The sequence below is a fragment of the Aeromonas sp. R10-1 genome (genome assembly GCF_040908465.1).
Lineage (GTDB): Bacteria > Pseudomonadota > Gammaproteobacteria > Enterobacterales > Aeromonadaceae > Aeromonas > Aeromonas caviae.
Genome location: NZ_JBFODT010000039.1, coordinates 80,549 through 97,024, shown reverse-complemented (window position 1 = coordinate 97,024; position 16,476 = coordinate 80,549). Strand labels below are relative to the sequence as shown.

The following is a 16,476-nucleotide window of genomic DNA, read 5'->3' as shown; positions in this document are numbered from 1 at the left end:
TCCATGAAACGGGACCATGGCAGCCAGCCCTCCGGCCTGCTCAAGTACGCGGCCATCGGCGGCCTCTTGTTCCTGCACTTCCCGATCCTGTTCATCTTCCTCTACGCCTTCACCAGCGAGAGCAAGAGCTATCAGTTCCCACCGCCCGGGCTCACCCTCAAGTGGTTCGAGGTGACCCTCAACCGCCCCGACGTATGGCGCGCCATCCAGCTATCGCTGGAGGTAGCGGGGCTGGCGACGCTGGCCGCCATGGTGCTCGGCACCCTGGCGGCGGGGGCCATCGCCCGCAGCCGCTTCTTCGGCCAGGAGGTGGTATCGCTGTTGCTGGTGCTGCCCATCGCCCTGCCCGGCATCGTCACCGGCATCGCGCTGCGCTCCGCCTACGGGGTGATGGAGATCCCTTTCAGCTTCTGGACCATCGTCATCGGTCACGCCACCTTCTGCGTGGTGGTGGTCTACAACAATGCTCTGGCGCGCTTTCGCCGTACCAACCAGAGCCTCATCGAGGCGTCGATGGATCTCGGAGCCGACGGCTTCCAGACCCTGCGCTACGTGATCCTGCCCAATCTCGCCACCGCGCTGCTGGCGGGGGGCATGCTGGCGTTCGCGCTCAGCTTTGACGAGGTGATCGTCACCACCTTCACCGCCGGCCAGCAGACCACGCTGCCGATCTGGATGTATCAGGAGCTGATCCGGCCACGGGACAGGCCGGTCACCAACGTGGTGGCGCTCATCATAGTGGCCTTCACCACCATTCCCATTCTGCTTGCCTACTACCTCACCCGCGACGGCCAGGACGTCGCCGGCAGTGGCAAATAACGACTCAACGCGTGCGCAAGGATGCAACCATGAAACTCTCTACCCAACTCTTGATCGACGGTCAGTTCGTCACCGGTGACGGCCAGGCCGAGCCCATCCTAAACCCGGCCACCGGGGAACTTCTCGCCTCAGTGCCAGAAGCCTCGTTCGAGCAGGTGAACCGGGCGGTGAACGGCGCCCAGCGCGCCTTCGCCCAGTGGAGCCGCACCACCCCGGCGAGCCGCAGTACCCTGCTGCTGCGCCTGGCCGATGCCATCGAGCGCCACGCCGAGGAGTTTGCGGCGCTCGAATCCCTCAACTGCGGCAAGCCCTATCTGGCGGTGCTCAATGACGAGCTGCCGGCGGTGGTGGACTGCTTCCGCTTCTTCGCCGGCGCCGCCCGCTGCCTGCAGGGGCCACTGGCGGGGGAGTACATCGAGGGGCACACCAGCATGATCCGCCGCGACCCCATCGGGGTGGTGGGCAGCATTGCCCCCTGGAACTATCCGCTGATGATGGCGGCCTGGAAGATGGCCCCGGTGCTCGCCGCCGGCAATACGGTGGTGCTCAAGCCCTCCGAGCAGACCCCGCTCACCGCCCTGCGCCTGGCGGAGCTCGCCAGCGAGCTGTTCCCGCGCGGCGTCATCAACATCGTCTGCGGCCGGGGCGAGAGCGTGGGGGCGCCGCTGGTAGAACACCCGCTGGTGCGCATGGTGTCGCTCACCGGTGACATCGCCACTGGCCAGAAGATCCTGCAGAGCGCCGCCCGCACCATGAAGCGCACCCATCTGGAGCTTGGCGGCAAGGCGCCGGTCATCATCTTTGACGATGCAGACCTGGAGGCCGTGGTGGCCGGCATTCGCACCTTCGGCTTCTACAACGCCGGCCAGGATTGCACAGCCGCTTGCCGCATCTATGCCCAGGGCAAGATCTACGACAAGTTCGTCGCCGCCATGACCGAGGCGGTCGCCTCCATCAAGGTGGGCGGTCCGCGCGAGGAGGGAGTGGAGATGGGGCCGCTCATCTCGGACCGGCAGCGCAACCGGGTGGCCAGCTTCGTGGAGCGGGCCCAGAGCAGCGGTCATGTGGAGGTGACGGCGGGAGGCAAGATCCGCCCCGGCAACGGCTTCTTCTTCGAACCGACCCTGCTCGCCCATGCCCGTCAGGAGGATGAAATTGTGCGCCGGGAGGTATTCGGCCCGGTGGTGTCGGTGACCCGCTTCAGCGACGCCGAACAGGTGGTGCAGTGGGCCAACGACTCGGACTACGGCCTCGCCAGCTCGGTCTGGACCAAGGATCTGAGCCTTGCCAGCAAGGTGGCCAGCCACCTGCAGTACGGCTGCACCTGGATCAACACCCACTTCATGCTCACCTCCGAGATGCCCCACGGCGGCATGAAGATGTCCGGCTACGGCAAGGATCTCTCCCTCTATGCGCTGGAGGACTACACGGTGCCGCGCCACATCATGGTCAAGCTCTAGGCTCCCGTCCCCCTGAAAACAAGATGGCCCCAAGGGGCCATCTTGTTTTGCATCAGGTCTGTGCATCCCTGCTGTGCACCGTCTGTGCACCGACGCAGCGTCACCATTCACCCGACCTCGACCCGCATCAACGTCATGACAACCGCCACAGCCAGTGGTGATCCAAAATAAGCAGACCAAACAGCAGCATCAGGTGATAGATGGAGAAACGGAAGGTACGCATCGCCTGGCCGGGCCGATCCCCGTACTTCAACAACCAGCCATGCCAGCAGAATCCAAGGTTCAGCCCCAGACTGCCGACCAGGTAGACAAGCCCCGACATGCCGATCAGATAGGGCAGCAGGCAGACGAGCGTCAGGATCAGCAGATAGAGCAGGATGGCTGTCTTGGTGAAATCGGTGCCGTGGGTGACGGGCAGCATGGGAATGTCGGCACCGGCATAGTCATCGCGCCGGTGGATGGCCAAAGACCAGAAATGGGGCGGCGTCCAGGTAAAGATGATCATCACCAGCAGCCAGGGCTCGGCCGAAAGCTGCCCCGTGATGCTGGTCCAGCCCAAGAGCGGTGGCATGGCTCCCGCCAATCCGCCGATGACGATATTCTGCGGCGTGGCCCGCTTCAGCAGCAGGGTATAGACGACCGCATAGCCGAACAGGCTGGCCAGGGTTAGCCAGGCAGTCAGGGGATTTACGCCCCAATGGAGCAGAACAAACCCCGACAGTGCCAGACAGATCGCGAAACTCATCGCCTGCCCCGGCGTGATCCGTCCCGTGGCGACCGGGCGCCAGCGCGTTCTGCGCATCCGGGCATCGATGCCGCTATCCAGAGAATGGTTCATGGCCGCCGCCCCGGCAGCGAGCAGCCCAATCCCCGCCAGGCCCAGTATCATCTCGTCCAGAGAGGCGCGTGTCGGCTCGGCCAGCAGCATGCCCACCCAGGCGGTCAGGAGCAGCAGGGCGACCACCTTTGGTTTGGTCAACTGACAATAATCGTGCAGCCGACGGAGGGCAAAGCGCTGTGCCCGCCCTCTCCCATTCATGTCCGGCTCCTGACCATCCCAGGGGGTCGCAAGGGGTCGTGATGAGGCACAGAGAGCCTCCCGCGCGCCAGCACACAGCAAACCAGAAGGTGGGCTGCCACCAGATTGTGCGCAAGGGCGTTGGCCAACGGCAGGGCCAGATGGACGTTCGCCAATCCCAAGGCAATCTGCACGGTCAGCAGACCCAGCAACAACCAGCCAAACCCTCTCAGGGGGGTCCGCTGGCAGAGCAGCGCGAGGGCGAAAGCCCCCACCAGCAAGGCCGTGGTCAGCGCTCCCAGGCGATGGGCGATGTGAATGGTCTGGCGCGCCTCCTTGCCCAGCACGCCGAACTCATAGCTGGCGTGCCCCATAGGGAGATGAAAGGCTTGCGCCCAATTAAGCTCTGCCTGCCAGTTGCCCTGGCACAAGGGAAACTCCACACACGCCATGGCCGCATAGTTCGCCGATGTCCAGCCCCCCAGCGCGATCTGCAGCAGCAGCACGCCACAGGCCATGCTGCCAAGCCAGGACACCCCCTGGTGTACGGGCGGGGATACAGGGAAACCTGCCAATTCGGCCCGATAGAGCCAAAGCAAGGTCAGGATGGCGAAGCCGCCCAGCAGATGAGTGGTCACCACCAGGGGATGCAGGGCCAGGGTCACCGTCCACATACCCAGCGCCGCCTGGCCCGCAACCAGCACCAGCAAGATAAGCGAGAGGTGGCGCAGTCGGCCGCCTGCACGCCAGCCCAAGCCGGACAGGAGCACAATCACGCCTCCCAGCACCCCGGCGAAGTAGCGATGCACCATCTCGCTGCGCGCCTTGTGAGGAACAAGCGGGCTGGCCGGATAGCGCTGTGCCGCCAGTTCCGCATACTCGGCTCGGGGAATGGCCAGAGAACCATAGCAACCTGGCCAATCGGGGCAGGCCAGCCCGGCATCCGTCAACCGGGTATAAGCACCGAGCCCGATGACAAGAACGGCCAGCGCAATGGCCACGGAGGCCAGCCTCTTGTGCATCTTCATATGCCGCCTCGTTGACCGTGCAGTAGCCAGAAGATGCGAGTCCCATGTCGGCTGCATCGTCACTGCACCCCACGCTGATACTTGAGCAGTTGCTGCAGATCCGACAGTACCGCCTTGCCAAGCAACGGCCAGGTCGTCGTGCTGCCGGGCACCTCGTAACGCAAGATGACCAGCCCGCGGTCGTCCACCAGCAGTATATCCCCCTCTCTCATTTCACTGTTTGTCTCGTGAGGTGGCGTCAACTGGACCAGTTCCAGCTTGTCCAGGTTGCGGCCAAGTGCAGCCTGGATGCGCGCCATCAGCACAGGGACCTGCCGGCATTGCCCCTCGCAGCGAGGGGCCACCAGATAGACCAGTCGCCATTGGTGCTGATGGGCAGGAAGCGGTTGTAACAGGTAGATCTCCTGGTGCAGCCAGTGCCCCTTGCTGCGCGTGCCGGGTTCATACCAGCCCTGGTGAAGAGTCAGAGCCGCCAGCACCACAGGCAGCAGGATCACCGCAGCAAAGAGCGCTGGCACCCTCCAGCGTCGCCATCCGCTCATGGGGAACACCTCCTTGTCAGCATGACCCCCCCTGACAGAACCACCAGCGCCAAGCCGAGCCATTGCACCGCATAGGCCCGGTGTTTTTCAGGAGGCATGACATTGTGCTGGTAGTGATAGAGGAATGGGGTTCGTCTTTGATACAACACGGCGTCTGCAAGCGGGGCTCCGATTGCCTGTCGCAGGGTCTCGACCCTGATGGATTGCAGCCGGTTCGGGTAGGGGCCTGGTTCTATGTTCTGTCCCAACAGGAAGCCGCCGGGAGCCATGCGCAGCACACCTTCAAGGGTCATTGCGGCGGGGATGGCGGGATTGGGCAATTGCGACCTGTCGGATGGTGCGGGCACCCATCCCAGGTTGACCAGCAACAGTGAGGATCCCCCCTCTGCGCGTACCGGGATGAGCACGTCATAGCCAACCTCCCCGTTGACGATCTGGTTGTCCAGCAACCAGACATAAGGGCTGACCCACTCGGCTTTCCCTTGCAGAAGCTGGCCATCCAGTGACTCCGGGTGTTGCCAGTCGATCTGGGCCAATGTCCTTGGCCCGGCCTGCTGCATCTTTGCCATCTGCGCCAGCCAGGCCGTTTTTTCCATTCCGCGCTGCCACTGCCAGAACGCCAGCTTGCACAAACCGGCCGTCACCACCAGAGTGAACAACAAGACGAACCAGCGTCTGTGATGCCATGGTCGTCGCTTGTCTCGTGCAGCAGAATCGCGCATATCGAGGAGGATCCCAAGATGTTGATCAAGGTCGTTCTGATACTCATGCTGCTGCTCATCATCAGTCAGCTGTTTCACGCCCTCTGGCTGATGCTCAGTGCAGGCAATACGCAAAAGATGTCGGTACCTCTGGGCCGGCGCGTTTTCTTCTCCCTGCTGGTGGTCATCATACTGCTGCTCTCTCTCGCGATGGGCTGGCTGGAGCCCAACCCGCGCCCCTACTGAGCACGGCATCAAAGCAGGTAGACAAAGACGAACAGACAGAGCCAGACCACATCGACGAAGTGCCAGTACCAGGCCGCAGCCTGGAAAGCGAAATGACGCTGTGGGGTGAAATGATCCCTCAACATGATTCGCAGCCAGATGATGGTCAGGAAAAGGGTGCCCAGCAGCACGTGCAGTCCATGGAACCCGGTCAGAATGAAGAAGGTATTGCCATAGATGCCGGAATCCAGCCGCAGCCCGAGATCCCGATAGGCATGCAGATACTCATAGCCTTGAAACCACAGGAATGTCAGCCCGAGCACCACAGTTGCCAGCAACATCCCCTTGAGCCGCATGCGTCTGCCGTTTTCCAGACTCATGTGTGCAAACAGCAGGGTCACGGAGGAGCCGAGCAGGATCAAGGTATTGATGAGGGGGATCCCCAGCCAGGGCATGGCCTGGGTCGTGGCCCCGCCGGGCGTCTTGAGCAGGGGCCAGTGAGCGGTGAAATCCGGCCACAGCAGCTGGCCCGTCATCACCCTGTGGCCCGCACCATCCAGCCAGGGCACCGCAAGCTGGCGTGCATAGAACAGCACTCCGAAAAAAGCCAGAAAGAACATCACTTCGGAGAAGATGAACCAGACCATGCCCTGCCTGAAGGATCTGTCCATCTGGGCGCTGTAGAGCCCGGTCATGGACTCCCGGATGATGTGACGGAACCAGCCAAACAACATGAATGCCAGCAGGGCGACACCGGCCATCATCAGATACCGGCCGAAACCGGTCTGCCCACTCGCCACTTCATTGACCAGATGTCCCGCCCCCAACGCCAGGAAAAACAGTGCAATGGCACCAATGATGGGCCAGCGACTCTGGTCCGGGACATAATAGGTCTGGTTCACCTTGGCCATGGTTATTTCCTCTGTGCGAGTGCCGGTGCAGGTACGGACTCCGTGATGTCATAGAGCGAGTAGGAAAGCGTGATGGTATTGATGCTGCCCGGTAGTGCCGGATCGATATAGAACTTGAGCGGCATCAGCTTGCTCTGCCCTGCCCTCAGCTCCTGGCGATTGAAGCAGAAACACTCCACTTTCTTCAGATAGGCTGCGGCGGGACCGGGAGAGACCGACGGGACCGCCTGACCCACCATGGCCCGCTCCGTGGGATTGAACACCCGAAAGTTGACCATCTTCACCTCCCCCGGCCGCACCGACAGCCGAGCCGTCTCACCGCTGAACTCCCACGGCATCCGGGTATCCGCATGAGCAAGAAACTCGATCTGGATGCTCCGCTTGCTGTCGATCACCGCCCGCTCCGTACTGGCCGCTTGATCAGACGTCTTGCCATTGAGGCCGGTGATCCGGCAGAAGACGTCATAAAGCGGCACCAGCGCAAAGGCAAAACCAAACATGACGAGCACGACCAGAGCCAGTTTTCTGAGCAAGGAGGCATGACTGACTCGGGTCATATGACCTCCCTAACGCTCTTCCGACCGGATATTCGGCGGAGTCTGGAAACTGTGATAGGGAGGGGGAGAAGAGAGCGTCCATTCTAGCCCCTCGGCCCCCTCCCATACCCGATCGCTCGCCTTGGCTCCGCCTCTGATGCATTTGATCACACCCCAGACAAACAGCAGTTGGGACAGGCCGAAGGCAAAGCCCCCCAGGCTGATCAGCATGTTGAAGTCGGCAAATTGCAGGGCGTAATCGGGAATGCGGCGAGGCATGCCCGCCAGCCCGACAAAATGCATGGGGAAAAACAGCACATTGACCGAGACGAGCGAACACCAGAAATGCCATTGGCCGAGCCGCTCGTCATACATGTGCCCCGTCCATTTCGGCAACCAGTAGTAGGCCGCAGCCAGGATCGAGAAGACGGCACCGGTCACCAGCACATAGTGGAAATGGGCCACTACGAAATAGGTGTCGTGATACTGAAAATCAGCCGGCGTCATGGCCAGCATCAGCCCGGAGAAACCGCCAATGGTGAACAGAGTGATGAAGGCGATGGCAAACAGCATGGGGGTCTCGAATGTCAGAGAACCACGCCACATGGTGGCAAGCCAGTTGAATACCTTTACCCCTGTCGGCACAGCGATCAGCATGGTGGTGTACATGAAGAACAGCTCCGCCACCACGGGCAATCCGGTGGTGAACATGTGGTGTGCCCAGACCATGAAGGAGAACAAGGCGATGCTGCTGGTGGCATAGACCATGGAGCGATAACCGAACAGCTTCTTGCGGGAGAAGGTCGGAATGATGCTGGAGACGATGCCGAAAGCCGGCAATATCATGATGTAGACTTCCGGGTGCCCGAAGAACCAGAAAATGTGCTGAAACAGGACAGGATCCCCCCCACCGGCCGCATCGAAGAAACTGGTCCCGAAATACTTGTCCGTCAGCACCATGGTCACCGCAGCCGCCAGCACCGGCATGACAGCGATGAGCAGAAACGCCGTGATGAGCCAGGTCCAGACAAACAGCGGCATCTGCATCCAACCCATGCCCGGCGCCCGCAGGTTGAAGATGGTCACGATGACGTTGATGGCCCCCATGATGGAGGAGATCCCCATGATGTGAATGGCAAAGACGAACAGGGCCGTGCTGTTGCCGCTGTACTGGGTGGACAGGGGGGCATAGAAGGTCCAGCCAGAACTGGGGCCGCCTCCCTCCATAAACAGGCTCGACAGGAGGATGAGGAAAGCAAACGGCAGGATCCAGAAGCTCCAGTTGTTCATGCGGGGCAACGCCATGTCAGGGGCCCCAATCATGATGGGGATCAGCCAGTTGGCGAGGCCGGTGAAGGCGGGCATGACGGCACCAAAGACCATGATAAGGCCGTGTACCGTGGTCATCTGGTTGAAAAACAGGGGTTCCACCAGTTGCAGTCCGGGCTGGAACAGTTCTGCCCGGATCACCATGGCCATGGCGCCACCGGTAAAGAACATGGTGAGAGCAAAGCACAGATACAGGGTACCGATGTCCTTGTGATTGGTGGTGTAGAGCCAGCGCCTCAGACCGGCCGCTGGCTGGTGGACATGTTCGCTGTGCGGGGTATCCGTGATTCCATCACTCATGCCGACGCCTCACTTGTCCTTGTCCGGATTGGCCGGGTTGAGAAGGGACTGCACCTCGGCTGGCTGCACAAGGTCGCCGGTCTTGTTATCCCAGGCATTGCGTTCATAGGTGATGACGGCGGCCAGTTCCTGCGCCGTCAACTGTTTGCCAAAAGGCTGCATCGCCGTGCCGCTCTTGCCATGCAGGACGATGTCCAGATGCTGGGCACGATGCTCCGCCTGTGTGGTCACCTTGCTGCCATTGAGCGCCGGGAAGATGCCCGGCAATCCGGTACCCGCGGGCTGATGACAGGCCGCACAGAGCCCCAGATAGACTTTCTCCCCCTGCGCCATGGCTTGTGGCAACGTCATGGTCTCCGCTGCCTGCGCCTGTTGCTGTGCCTTGGCAGTTGCCTGCTCGTCTCCCTTTCTGGCAATCCACTTCTCGAACTCCTCTGCGGATTTGGCCACCACAACCACGGGCATGAAACCGTGATCCTTCCCGCACAGCTCGGCGCACTGCCCACGATAGGTGCCCGGCTTGTCGATCCGGGTCCAGGACTCGTTGATGTAGCCAGGATTGGCATCTTTTTTCACGGCGAAGGCGGGAACCCACCAGGAGTGAATGACATCGTCCGAGGTCATCAGGAAACGGATCTTCTTGCCGACCGGCAATACCAGAGGGTTATCCACCTCCAGCAGATAATTGCCGCCCTTGGGGGCATCACCGGAGATCTGCTGTTTGCTGGTCGCCAGCAGGGAATAAAACGCCACCGGATACTCGAGGTATTTGTAATGCCATTTCCATTGCGAGCCCGTGACGAGGACGGTGAGATCGGCCTTGGAGGTATCCTCCATCTTCAACAGGGTCGAGGTTGCCGGTGCCGCCATCGCGATCAGTATCAACACGGGGATGGCCGTCCACAGCAACTCGATGCGGGTGCTTTCGTGAAACTGGGCGGCTTTGGCACCGCGCGATTTTCGATGGTGCACGATGGACCAGAACATGATGCCGAAGACGAGCAGACCGATGACGCAACAGATATAGAAAATCGTCATGTGCAGGTCATAGACCTGCTGGCTGATGGCGGTCGCCCCGCGCGTCATGTTGAACCGGATCTCATTGGCAAAGGCGCTGCTGCTGATGAACCACATCATCATTCCGGCACCTGCCTGAGCTGCATCGTTTCTCACATTGCACTCCCTGTGCACGTTGGAGAAGATGGCCTGCATTCAATACGCCCAACGCTAACCATCTGAAAATAATGCATTTATTAAAATTCATTTCACATTCAAGTATTAGTCCATATTCAAAAAAAACCAAAATGCAGACAGCCCTGACCAGGCTCATCAGAGCAGTGGCAATGGGCAAAACGCGAGCAGGGAAGGGGGAGAAACGGGTCCCGGGGTGGCCGCGCCTTGAACGGAGAGAGCTTCAGCCATGGTGAGTCGAATCGATGTGCAGAACCCGGAGGGCCCATTGGTTCCTCCCGGGCTCCGTGGTTTTCTGCCGTGCCAGAGGCGGGGTCAGCCCGCTGGTGCTTGCTGAGCCAGCAGTCTGGCCAGCAGGGAGCGCAATGCTTTTATCAGGGCGGGTTTGCCCGCGACACCCTGTCGGGCAGCCAGCTCTGACCAGGGCGCATATTGCCAGATGGTGGCGATCAGCAACCGTCGTTCATCCTGACTCAACGCATCCAGCATCATCACTCGCCGGAGTAGCCAGCGTTGCAGTGTCGCCTGGCACAATTCGAATGGCTTGTGATGGTGGGCAAAGCAATCGAGTTCCCGATGCTCGAATTCATCCAGATCCGGCACATGAGTGACAGGTCCGCCTCTGAGGGATAGCCAGACCAGTTCGGTATCCAGCCTCTTGAGTTTACCCGCCAGCAGGGCCGGCAACTGGCTCATGAAACGCTGTCGCCATTGCGCCAGCTCGGCGTGATATTCCGATTGCAACGGCATCAGCAGCAAAGCTGCATGACTGCCGCTGGCCGCATCGCGCTGCAGACCAAGACGCAGCACCTTCAATCCCGCCTTGAGCCAGAATGGCAGCAGATCTGGACTGGCGGAGAAGGCAGATCCCAGATAATCGACCCGTAATGCCCGATAATGTGATACCAGCTTGTCCAGCAACCAAGACCCCAGCCCGAGACGATGAAGGGCAGGATGGATGGCGATGCGCATCACCCTGGCATAAGAGCGCTCCCCCGCCGTCACGAAACCGGCGTGGGCCAGCAGCGACTGGGGCAGCAGATGTCCACGAGGGCGCCTTCGTCCGGCCCAGATCGCGTGCGCCAGATCAGGGGGTATATTGCCCTCCCGCGCGACCAGCGCCACCCCGAGCAACTCCTGTCCCTGCTCCATCAGATGAATGTCGAGATCCGGCCCCTCCAGCAAATACCGCAGATCACTGGGGCTGGTCTGGTAGTGAGCCAGCACGAGCAGGCCGAACACCCGATTGAGCAGCGCGTCATCACGGGCCAGCTCATCTTGTCCGACCAGGCGCCAGGTCGGTGATGTCGGGGGATGAGGTGCCGATATGTCGGCATTCAGACCAAGGAGCCGGAAGATCAGAGGCTCCAGCGGATCGCTCAGGCTCCAGCGAATGGGCTCCACCAGGTGCAGCTCCTGCCAATCCGGGGTTTGCTCATCGAGTACCCTCTTGAAGCGCAGATGAAAGCCGCGCCCCGTCCCCTCATAGCCGTGCTCCGTTGTAGCGAAGACAATGCGACTGTGACGGGCCAGCATGGCCTCCAGCAGCGGGGTCGGGATGGCGGCGGCCTCATCCACCAGCAACAGATCCGCCAGCACGTCTCCTTGAGCCACCCGATCAGGGGACACATAGCTCAGACCGGCCAGCCGCTCAGGCATCTCTGCCAGCGCGCGCTCTGCATGGGCAAAAAGTGTCGCCACTGTAGCGTGGGAAGGGGCCGTCACCGCTATCGTCAAGGCCGGATCCCGACTCAGCAAGTCGGCGCTCGCCAGCCCCAGCACGGCGCTCTTGCCACGACCGCGATCGGCGCTCAGCACCAGGGGGCGTCGGCGATGGCCGTGCAACACATTGTGGATGGCGGGCAGCGCACGGGCCTGATCCGCGCTCAGCGGCCGGTCCCCGTCGAGAGGCTGCCAGGTAATATCACAAGAGGCAGGCGTCAGATCTCGCGCCGGATCTTCTTCCAGCAACCGTACCAGACGGGAGATGAACCCCTGCCCGGCACGATCGACCTCCTCTGGCTGGGCGACCAGCCTCTGACGATCAGGGTCTGGGTAGGTCGGCCATACCTCACGCGGCGGGGTCAGCAGAAGCAAGAGCCCCCCAGCCCTCAATGTCCCCGCCAAGGCACCGAATGCATCGGGGTGAAAACCGCTGAAGGCATTGAATACCAGGGTGTCGCACTCCTGACCGAGCCGTTGAAGCGCCTTGGCGGCAGGCTGCGGAGCATGACGCTCAGGACCCTGCCCCAGCCAGAACACCGCCCCCCACAGCAAGGATTCGGCACGAACGATGCAGTCACCCTCCTCCCCTTCCAGCCAGATCAGACGCCGCTCGCCGGCATGAGCGATAGCGTGGCGCAAGGCGAGCAGCTCGGCTGACATCATGGAGCTGGGCTGGCGTCTGGCTTCACGCGGGGTTCAAACATGCGCTCCCCCATCTGGTCGATGAAGGTATGGGCCTTTTGCACCATGAAGCGCTCGGCATCCGCCGGGTTGGCAAAGAGATCGGAGCGGATGAAGCGATGGGTCTGTAATTGCCCGTCGATCTCCCTGGTGATGCGACCGGCCAGCCTGTATTGCCCCCCTTCGGCCATGGGCTCGGGATAGATGAGATAGCCCATGTATTCGATGGGCTCAACCTCGGGGCTCTGGGCGATCTCTCCCTTGAACAGGGCATTGAATAGTTTTTTGAACATGTTCGCATCCTCTCTGATGAAGGCATTCTCCCCAAGGGTGGAATCACTGGCAAGCACGGGATCTTATTACCATTCGTTCTTTGCACTACGAACCATTCTCATTTAGATTTCATCTCATTCCAGCATGAGGTCCAGATTATGTACGTGTGTTTGTGCCGCGGCATCACAGATAACCAGATCCGCAAGGCGGTACAGGCAGGCAAGACTGAATTCAGACAGTTGAAACAGTCGCTGGAAGTCGGTGCCCAATGTGGTAAATGTGTGCGCATGGCGATGGAGATCATCGCTACCGAAATCGACAAGATGGGGTCAGAGCAGGAACCGCTCTATTACGAAGTGGCGTAAAACCGCCGACTTCTCGTCTTCATCTCTCCTTCTGCCCTCCAGGGGACGACTTTCCCCATCACGTTATGGTCATGTTTCTGGACTAAGCTCTAGTGATCGTTGCCTAGGCTCGAAAACGAGGAGTAATGTCGATGAAAGGAGATCCCAAAATCATTGCCCACCTCAACAAGGTGCTGGCCAATGAGCTGGTTGCCATCAACCAATACTTCCTGCATGCCCGCATCTATGATGACTGGGGCCTCAAGGGGCTGGGGCACAAGGAGTATCACGAATCCATCGATGAGATGAAACATGCCGACGAGCTGGTCAAGCGGGTGCTGTTTCTGGAAGGGCTGCCCAACTTGCAGGATCTGGGCAAGCTGCGCATCGGTGAGACGGTGGAAGAGATGCTGCGCTGTGACTTGTCTCTGGAGATGGACGCCATCCCCGACCTGAAAGTCGCCATCACCTATGCCGAGTCCGTGCAGGACTACGTCAGCCGCGACCTGTTCCAGGAGATCCTGGAAGATGAAGAGGAGCATGTGGACTGGCTGGAAACCCAGCTCGATCTCATCGCCCGTATCGGTCTGGAAAACTACCAGCAATCCCAGCTCCATGCCGAGTCATCCTGAATCGCGATGACATCAAGAGACAATCCCAACCCGCCCAGGCGGGTTTTTTCATGGCGACAGAGGCAGAGATCTTGCCCAACGATACGGTAGCCAACCTGGCTGCTGACAAGGCAGGCCAGAGGATGGCAGGATGGCAGGCGCCGGATTGAACCACCTCCGGGATCACAGTTACGATGCATGGGGCAGCGGCAGGCGCCGCTTTCGATTAGGATACGACCCCATTCCCATCATTTTGCTACGGACGACCTCCATGGAACTGATTGCACGCGAGATGGCGCCCCACAAACGGGTTGCCCTGGTGGCTCACGACAACATGAAAGCCCCTCTGCTGAACTGGGTGCTGCGCCGCAAGGAGGAGCTCAAGCTCCACCATCTCTATGCGACCGGCACCACGGGCACCCTGCTCGGCAAGAAGGCACAGCTGCCCATTACCTGCCTCTTCTCCGGCCCCATGGGGGGGGATCAGCAGCTCGGCGCCCTCATCGCCGAAGGGAAGATAGACGTGATGATCTTCTTCTGGGATCCCCTCAATCCCGCCGCCCACGATCCTGACGTCAAGGCTCTGCTGCGCCTCGCGGCCGTCTGGAACATCCCGGTCGCCACCAACGAGGCGACGGCGGACTTCATCATGGACAGCCCGCACATGCAGCAGGCATTCAGCGTCCAGGTGCCCGACTACGCCGGCTACCTCAAGGCCAGAACCGAATAAGCAACGCCAGACAGCAAAGAGCCGGAACAGATGTCCGGCTCTTTTCTTTCATGGGGGGAGAAGGTCAGCGCTGGAGGCTTTTCTGCGCGAATTTGGGCCTGGCATTCATGATCTGCTCCACCTGCTCGTCGCTCATCTTGCCCCGCGACAGTCCCAGAACCTTGTAGGTCAGCAGAGGGCGCGCCGGCAAGGCGATCATCAGGGCGCGGATCTGGTTCTCGTCCTCCTTCTCTCGCGCCGGCTTGCCGTAGGCGTAGGTGAGCACGCCGGCATCCATCAGGTTTTTGACGGCGGGTTCGGTGATCGGCAGGTTTATGACGCTTTTCCGTTGCAGTACGAACTCCCGCAGCACCGCCTTCTCGTTGAAGTCGAGGAAGCCAATCATCTGGGCCAGTTGATCCTGCTGGCGGCGGGACTGCCACTCGTCACAGGCCCACTCCCAGGCGATCAGGAAGCCCTGACTGCAGAAATAGGAGATGGCGATCAACATGCCGACCCCAAGCCAGGCCGCATGAGCCGTGGCCCACTGGCTCACGGCACCTTTCATCAATCCGGCCGGAAACAGCAGGATGATGCTGCAGCAGAGCAGCAGCCAGACCATCAGCCAGTTGAGGCGATTAAGCTGGTAAAAATGTTGGATCCACCGTTTCATCGTTCACCCTTCCCAAGTCAATGTGGACAGTAGCCAACTCGTAGCAATCGCTGTGCCAGCACAAGGATCCCCGTAAAAAGATCAGGATCCCGGATGGGAGAGTCGAGGGGGTTGTCACATCCTTTTACAACTTGTCGCGCGGATCATCTCCTGTTGGCCTTGCGCCTCACAGAGCCACTTGGTAAAAAGCCCGCACTGTCACTGGGGAGTAGCAACCCGCCCGAAATCCGGGCAGGGCCCATGTCAACACTCTTGGATCCGCAGATCCATGGCATGGGCGGCGATAGCACCTATCGTCCTGCAAGACCTTTGGCCTCGATATGCACGCCAGCCGGGCGAGCCGTATCGGGTCCATCGGTTGTTCTGCTCGCCTGGCGGTTACTCATCATGCTGATCACCCTGCTGTTATTTCTGATCTCTGCCGTCACCATCTATCTGGCCTGCGAATACTTCGTCAACGGCATCGAATGGACCGGCCATCATTTCAAACTGTCCCAAAGCGCCACCGGTTCTCTGCTGGCTGCCCTCGGCACGGCCCTGCCCGAATGCATCGTCACCCTGACCGCCCTGCTGATGGGGGATGCCCCCGCCCAGCAGCAGATAGGCATAGGTGCGGCCCTCGGCGGCCCGCTGGTGCTGGCTACCATAGGCTATGCTGCCGTCGGCGTGACCCTGCTGCTGTGCATGAGCCGGGAGCACAGAGCCATCAATGGCGAGGTGCAGCGGGAGATAGGCCGCGATCAGGCCTGGTTTGCCGGCATCTTCCTGTTGGCCGTGCTGCTTGGCATGGTGGCCTTCACCGGTAAAACCTGGCTGGCCCCCCTGTTCGTGCTGATGTACCTCCTCTATGTGCGACGTGAGCTGAAACAGACCGACAGCCACGATGCGGAATTGCCCTCCCCCCTCAAGCTGGATCCGCACGCCAGGATCCCGGCGCTCGGCAAGGTGCTGCTGCAAACCCTGGTGGCGCTCGGTGTGGTGGCGCTGGCGGCCCAGCTGTTCGTTCACCAGCTGGAGAACATGGGCGAGCTGTTCGGTCTCTCTCCGGTGCTGGCGGCCCTGCTGCTGAGCCCGGTGGCCACCGAAATGCCCGAGCTGATGAACGTGCTTATCTGGGTGCGACAGGGCAAACACCGGCTGGCGCTGGCCAATATCTCCGGCGCCATGATGATCCAGGGCACCATTCCCAAGGCGTTCTGCCTGCTGTTCACTCCCTGGCTGCTGGACAGCACCATGATGGCCTCCTCCCTGGTGACGCTGCTGGCGGTCACGCTGCTGTGGTGGGGGTTCAGTCGGGAGCGGATGACGGCGGGCAGGCTCGCTCTGGTGGGACTGGTTTACCTGGGTTTCTGCGGCTGGCTGATGATGAGCTGAGGGCCGGCCTCTGCCTCTGGCGCAAC

General features: G+C 60.9%; 18 protein-coding genes and 1 riboswitch. Of the genes, 7 read left to right on the top strand and 11 right to left on the bottom strand.

The window, feature by feature from the left end; translation table 11 throughout:
- Window positions 1-3: 3 nt before the first annotated feature.
- Complete coding sequence (locus tag AB5Y93_RS19975) at window positions 4-819, top strand: ABC transporter permease (RefSeq protein ID WP_019840685.1); 816 nt, start codon at window positions 4-6, stop codon at window positions 817-819.
- 29 nt (window positions 820-848) lie between these two features.
- The gene (locus tag AB5Y93_RS19970) at window positions 849-2,279 is read left to right on the top strand and encodes a gamma-aminobutyraldehyde dehydrogenase (RefSeq protein WP_368230272.1); all 1,431 of its coding nucleotides are present in this window, start codon (window positions 849-851) and stop codon (window positions 2,277-2,279) included.
- 133 nt (window positions 2,280-2,412) lie between these two features.
- Here AB5Y93_RS19970 and cyoE read toward each other — a convergent pair whose 3' ends face one another.
- From cyoE to AB5Y93_RS19950, 4 genes are read right to left on the bottom strand one after another with little or no spacing between them, the layout of a single operon-like run.
- Window positions 2,413-3,318, bottom strand: coding sequence for a heme o synthase (cyoE, locus tag AB5Y93_RS19965; protein ID WP_202044657.1), 906 nt, complete (start codon window positions 3,316-3,318; stop codon window positions 2,413-2,415).
- On the bottom strand, window positions 3,315-4,325 hold the full coding sequence (locus AB5Y93_RS19960) for a heme A synthase (RefSeq protein WP_368230270.1): 1,011 nt from the start codon (window positions 4,323-4,325) through the stop codon (window positions 3,315-3,317). Before AB5Y93_RS19960 ends, cyoE begins: the two co-directional genes overlap by 4 nt.
- 59 nt (window positions 4,326-4,384) lie before the next feature.
- Window positions 4,385-4,867: a hypothetical protein gene (locus tag AB5Y93_RS19955; protein ID WP_134996931.1), complete on the bottom strand. Its 483-nt coding sequence runs from the start codon at window positions 4,865-4,867 to the stop codon at window positions 4,385-4,387.
- Complete coding sequence (locus AB5Y93_RS19950; RefSeq protein ID WP_368230268.1) at window positions 4,864-5,589, bottom strand: SURF1 family protein; 726 nt, start codon at window positions 5,587-5,589, stop codon at window positions 4,864-4,866. The genes AB5Y93_RS19955 and AB5Y93_RS19950 overlap by 4 nt, the downstream gene beginning before the upstream one ends.
- An 18-nt stretch (window positions 5,590-5,607) precedes the next feature.
- Between AB5Y93_RS19950 and AB5Y93_RS19945 the strand changes: the two genes are divergently transcribed.
- Complete coding sequence (locus AB5Y93_RS19945) at window positions 5,608-5,814, top strand: DUF2909 family protein (RefSeq protein ID WP_368230266.1); 207 nt, start codon at window positions 5,608-5,610, stop codon at window positions 5,812-5,814.
- An 8-nt stretch (window positions 5,815-5,822) separates the two neighbouring features.
- Here the strand turns inward: AB5Y93_RS19945 and AB5Y93_RS19940 are convergent, their stop codons facing one another.
- From AB5Y93_RS19940 to AB5Y93_RS19915, 6 genes are all read right to left on the bottom strand, one after another.
- Window positions 5,823-6,704 (bottom strand): cytochrome c oxidase subunit 3, encoded by an 882-nt coding sequence (locus tag AB5Y93_RS19940; RefSeq protein ID WP_128312924.1) that lies wholly within the window; start codon window positions 6,702-6,704, stop codon window positions 5,823-5,825.
- A gap of 2 nt (window positions 6,705-6,706) precedes the next feature.
- The gene (locus AB5Y93_RS19935; protein ID WP_368230264.1) at window positions 6,707-7,261 is read right to left on the bottom strand and encodes a cytochrome c oxidase assembly protein; all 555 of its coding nucleotides are present in this window, start codon (window positions 7,259-7,261) and stop codon (window positions 6,707-6,709) included.
- Window positions 7,262-7,270: 9 nt separating this feature from the next.
- Complete coding sequence (ctaD, locus tag AB5Y93_RS19930; RefSeq protein ID WP_368230262.1) at window positions 7,271-8,869, bottom strand: cytochrome c oxidase subunit I; 1,599 nt, start codon at window positions 8,867-8,869, stop codon at window positions 7,271-7,273.
- Between the two features lie 9 nt (window positions 8,870-8,878).
- Window positions 8,879-10,009: a cytochrome c oxidase subunit II gene (coxB, locus tag AB5Y93_RS19925; RefSeq protein ID WP_368230260.1), complete on the bottom strand. Its 1,131-nt coding sequence runs from the start codon at window positions 10,007-10,009 to the stop codon at window positions 8,879-8,881.
- Window positions 10,010-10,375: 366 nt separating this feature from the next.
- Window positions 10,376-12,448 (bottom strand): tRNA(Met) cytidine acetyltransferase TmcA, encoded by a 2,073-nt coding sequence (locus AB5Y93_RS19920; RefSeq protein WP_368230258.1) that lies wholly within the window; start codon window positions 12,446-12,448, stop codon window positions 10,376-10,378.
- Window positions 12,445-12,759, bottom strand: a complete 315-nt coding sequence (locus tag AB5Y93_RS19915; protein ID WP_041211748.1) for an HlyU family transcriptional regulator — start codon at window positions 12,757-12,759, stop codon at window positions 12,445-12,447. The genes AB5Y93_RS19920 and AB5Y93_RS19915 overlap by 4 nt, the downstream gene beginning before the upstream one ends.
- A 138-nt stretch (window positions 12,760-12,897) precedes the next feature.
- On the opposite strand from AB5Y93_RS19915, the gene AB5Y93_RS19910 reads away from it, so the two are divergent.
- From AB5Y93_RS19910 to AB5Y93_RS19900, 3 genes are all read left to right on the top strand, one after another.
- Window positions 12,898-13,104 carry a bacterioferritin-associated ferredoxin gene (locus tag AB5Y93_RS19910; protein WP_164882654.1) on the top strand — a complete coding sequence of 69 codons (207 nt, stop codon included), beginning with the start codon at window positions 12,898-12,900 and terminating at the stop codon, window positions 13,102-13,104.
- A 131-nt stretch (window positions 13,105-13,235) separates the two neighbouring features.
- Window positions 13,236-13,715 (top strand): bacterioferritin, encoded by a 480-nt coding sequence (gene bfr / locus AB5Y93_RS19905; protein WP_010675778.1) that lies wholly within the window; start codon window positions 13,236-13,238, stop codon window positions 13,713-13,715.
- Window positions 13,716-13,965: 250 nt separating this feature from the next.
- The gene (locus AB5Y93_RS19900) at window positions 13,966-14,424 is read left to right on the top strand and encodes a methylglyoxal synthase (protein ID WP_041211864.1); all 459 of its coding nucleotides are present in this window, start codon (window positions 13,966-13,968) and stop codon (window positions 14,422-14,424) included.
- Between the two features lie 64 nt (window positions 14,425-14,488).
- Here AB5Y93_RS19900 and AB5Y93_RS19895 read toward each other — a convergent pair whose 3' ends face one another.
- Complete coding sequence (locus AB5Y93_RS19895; RefSeq protein WP_041213974.1) at window positions 14,489-15,076, bottom strand: superinfection exclusion B family protein; 588 nt, start codon at window positions 15,074-15,076, stop codon at window positions 14,489-14,491.
- Between the two features lie 191 nt (window positions 15,077-15,267).
- Window positions 15,268-15,374: riboswitch (yybP-ykoY riboswitch) on the top strand.
- Between the two features lie 89 nt (window positions 15,375-15,463).
- Between AB5Y93_RS19895 and AB5Y93_RS19890 the strand changes: the two genes are divergently transcribed.
- Entirely contained in the window at window positions 15,464-16,450 is a 987-nt protein-coding gene (locus tag AB5Y93_RS19890) for a sodium:calcium antiporter (RefSeq protein ID WP_324041129.1), read from the top strand.
- Window positions 16,451-16,476 lie beyond the last annotated feature (26 nt).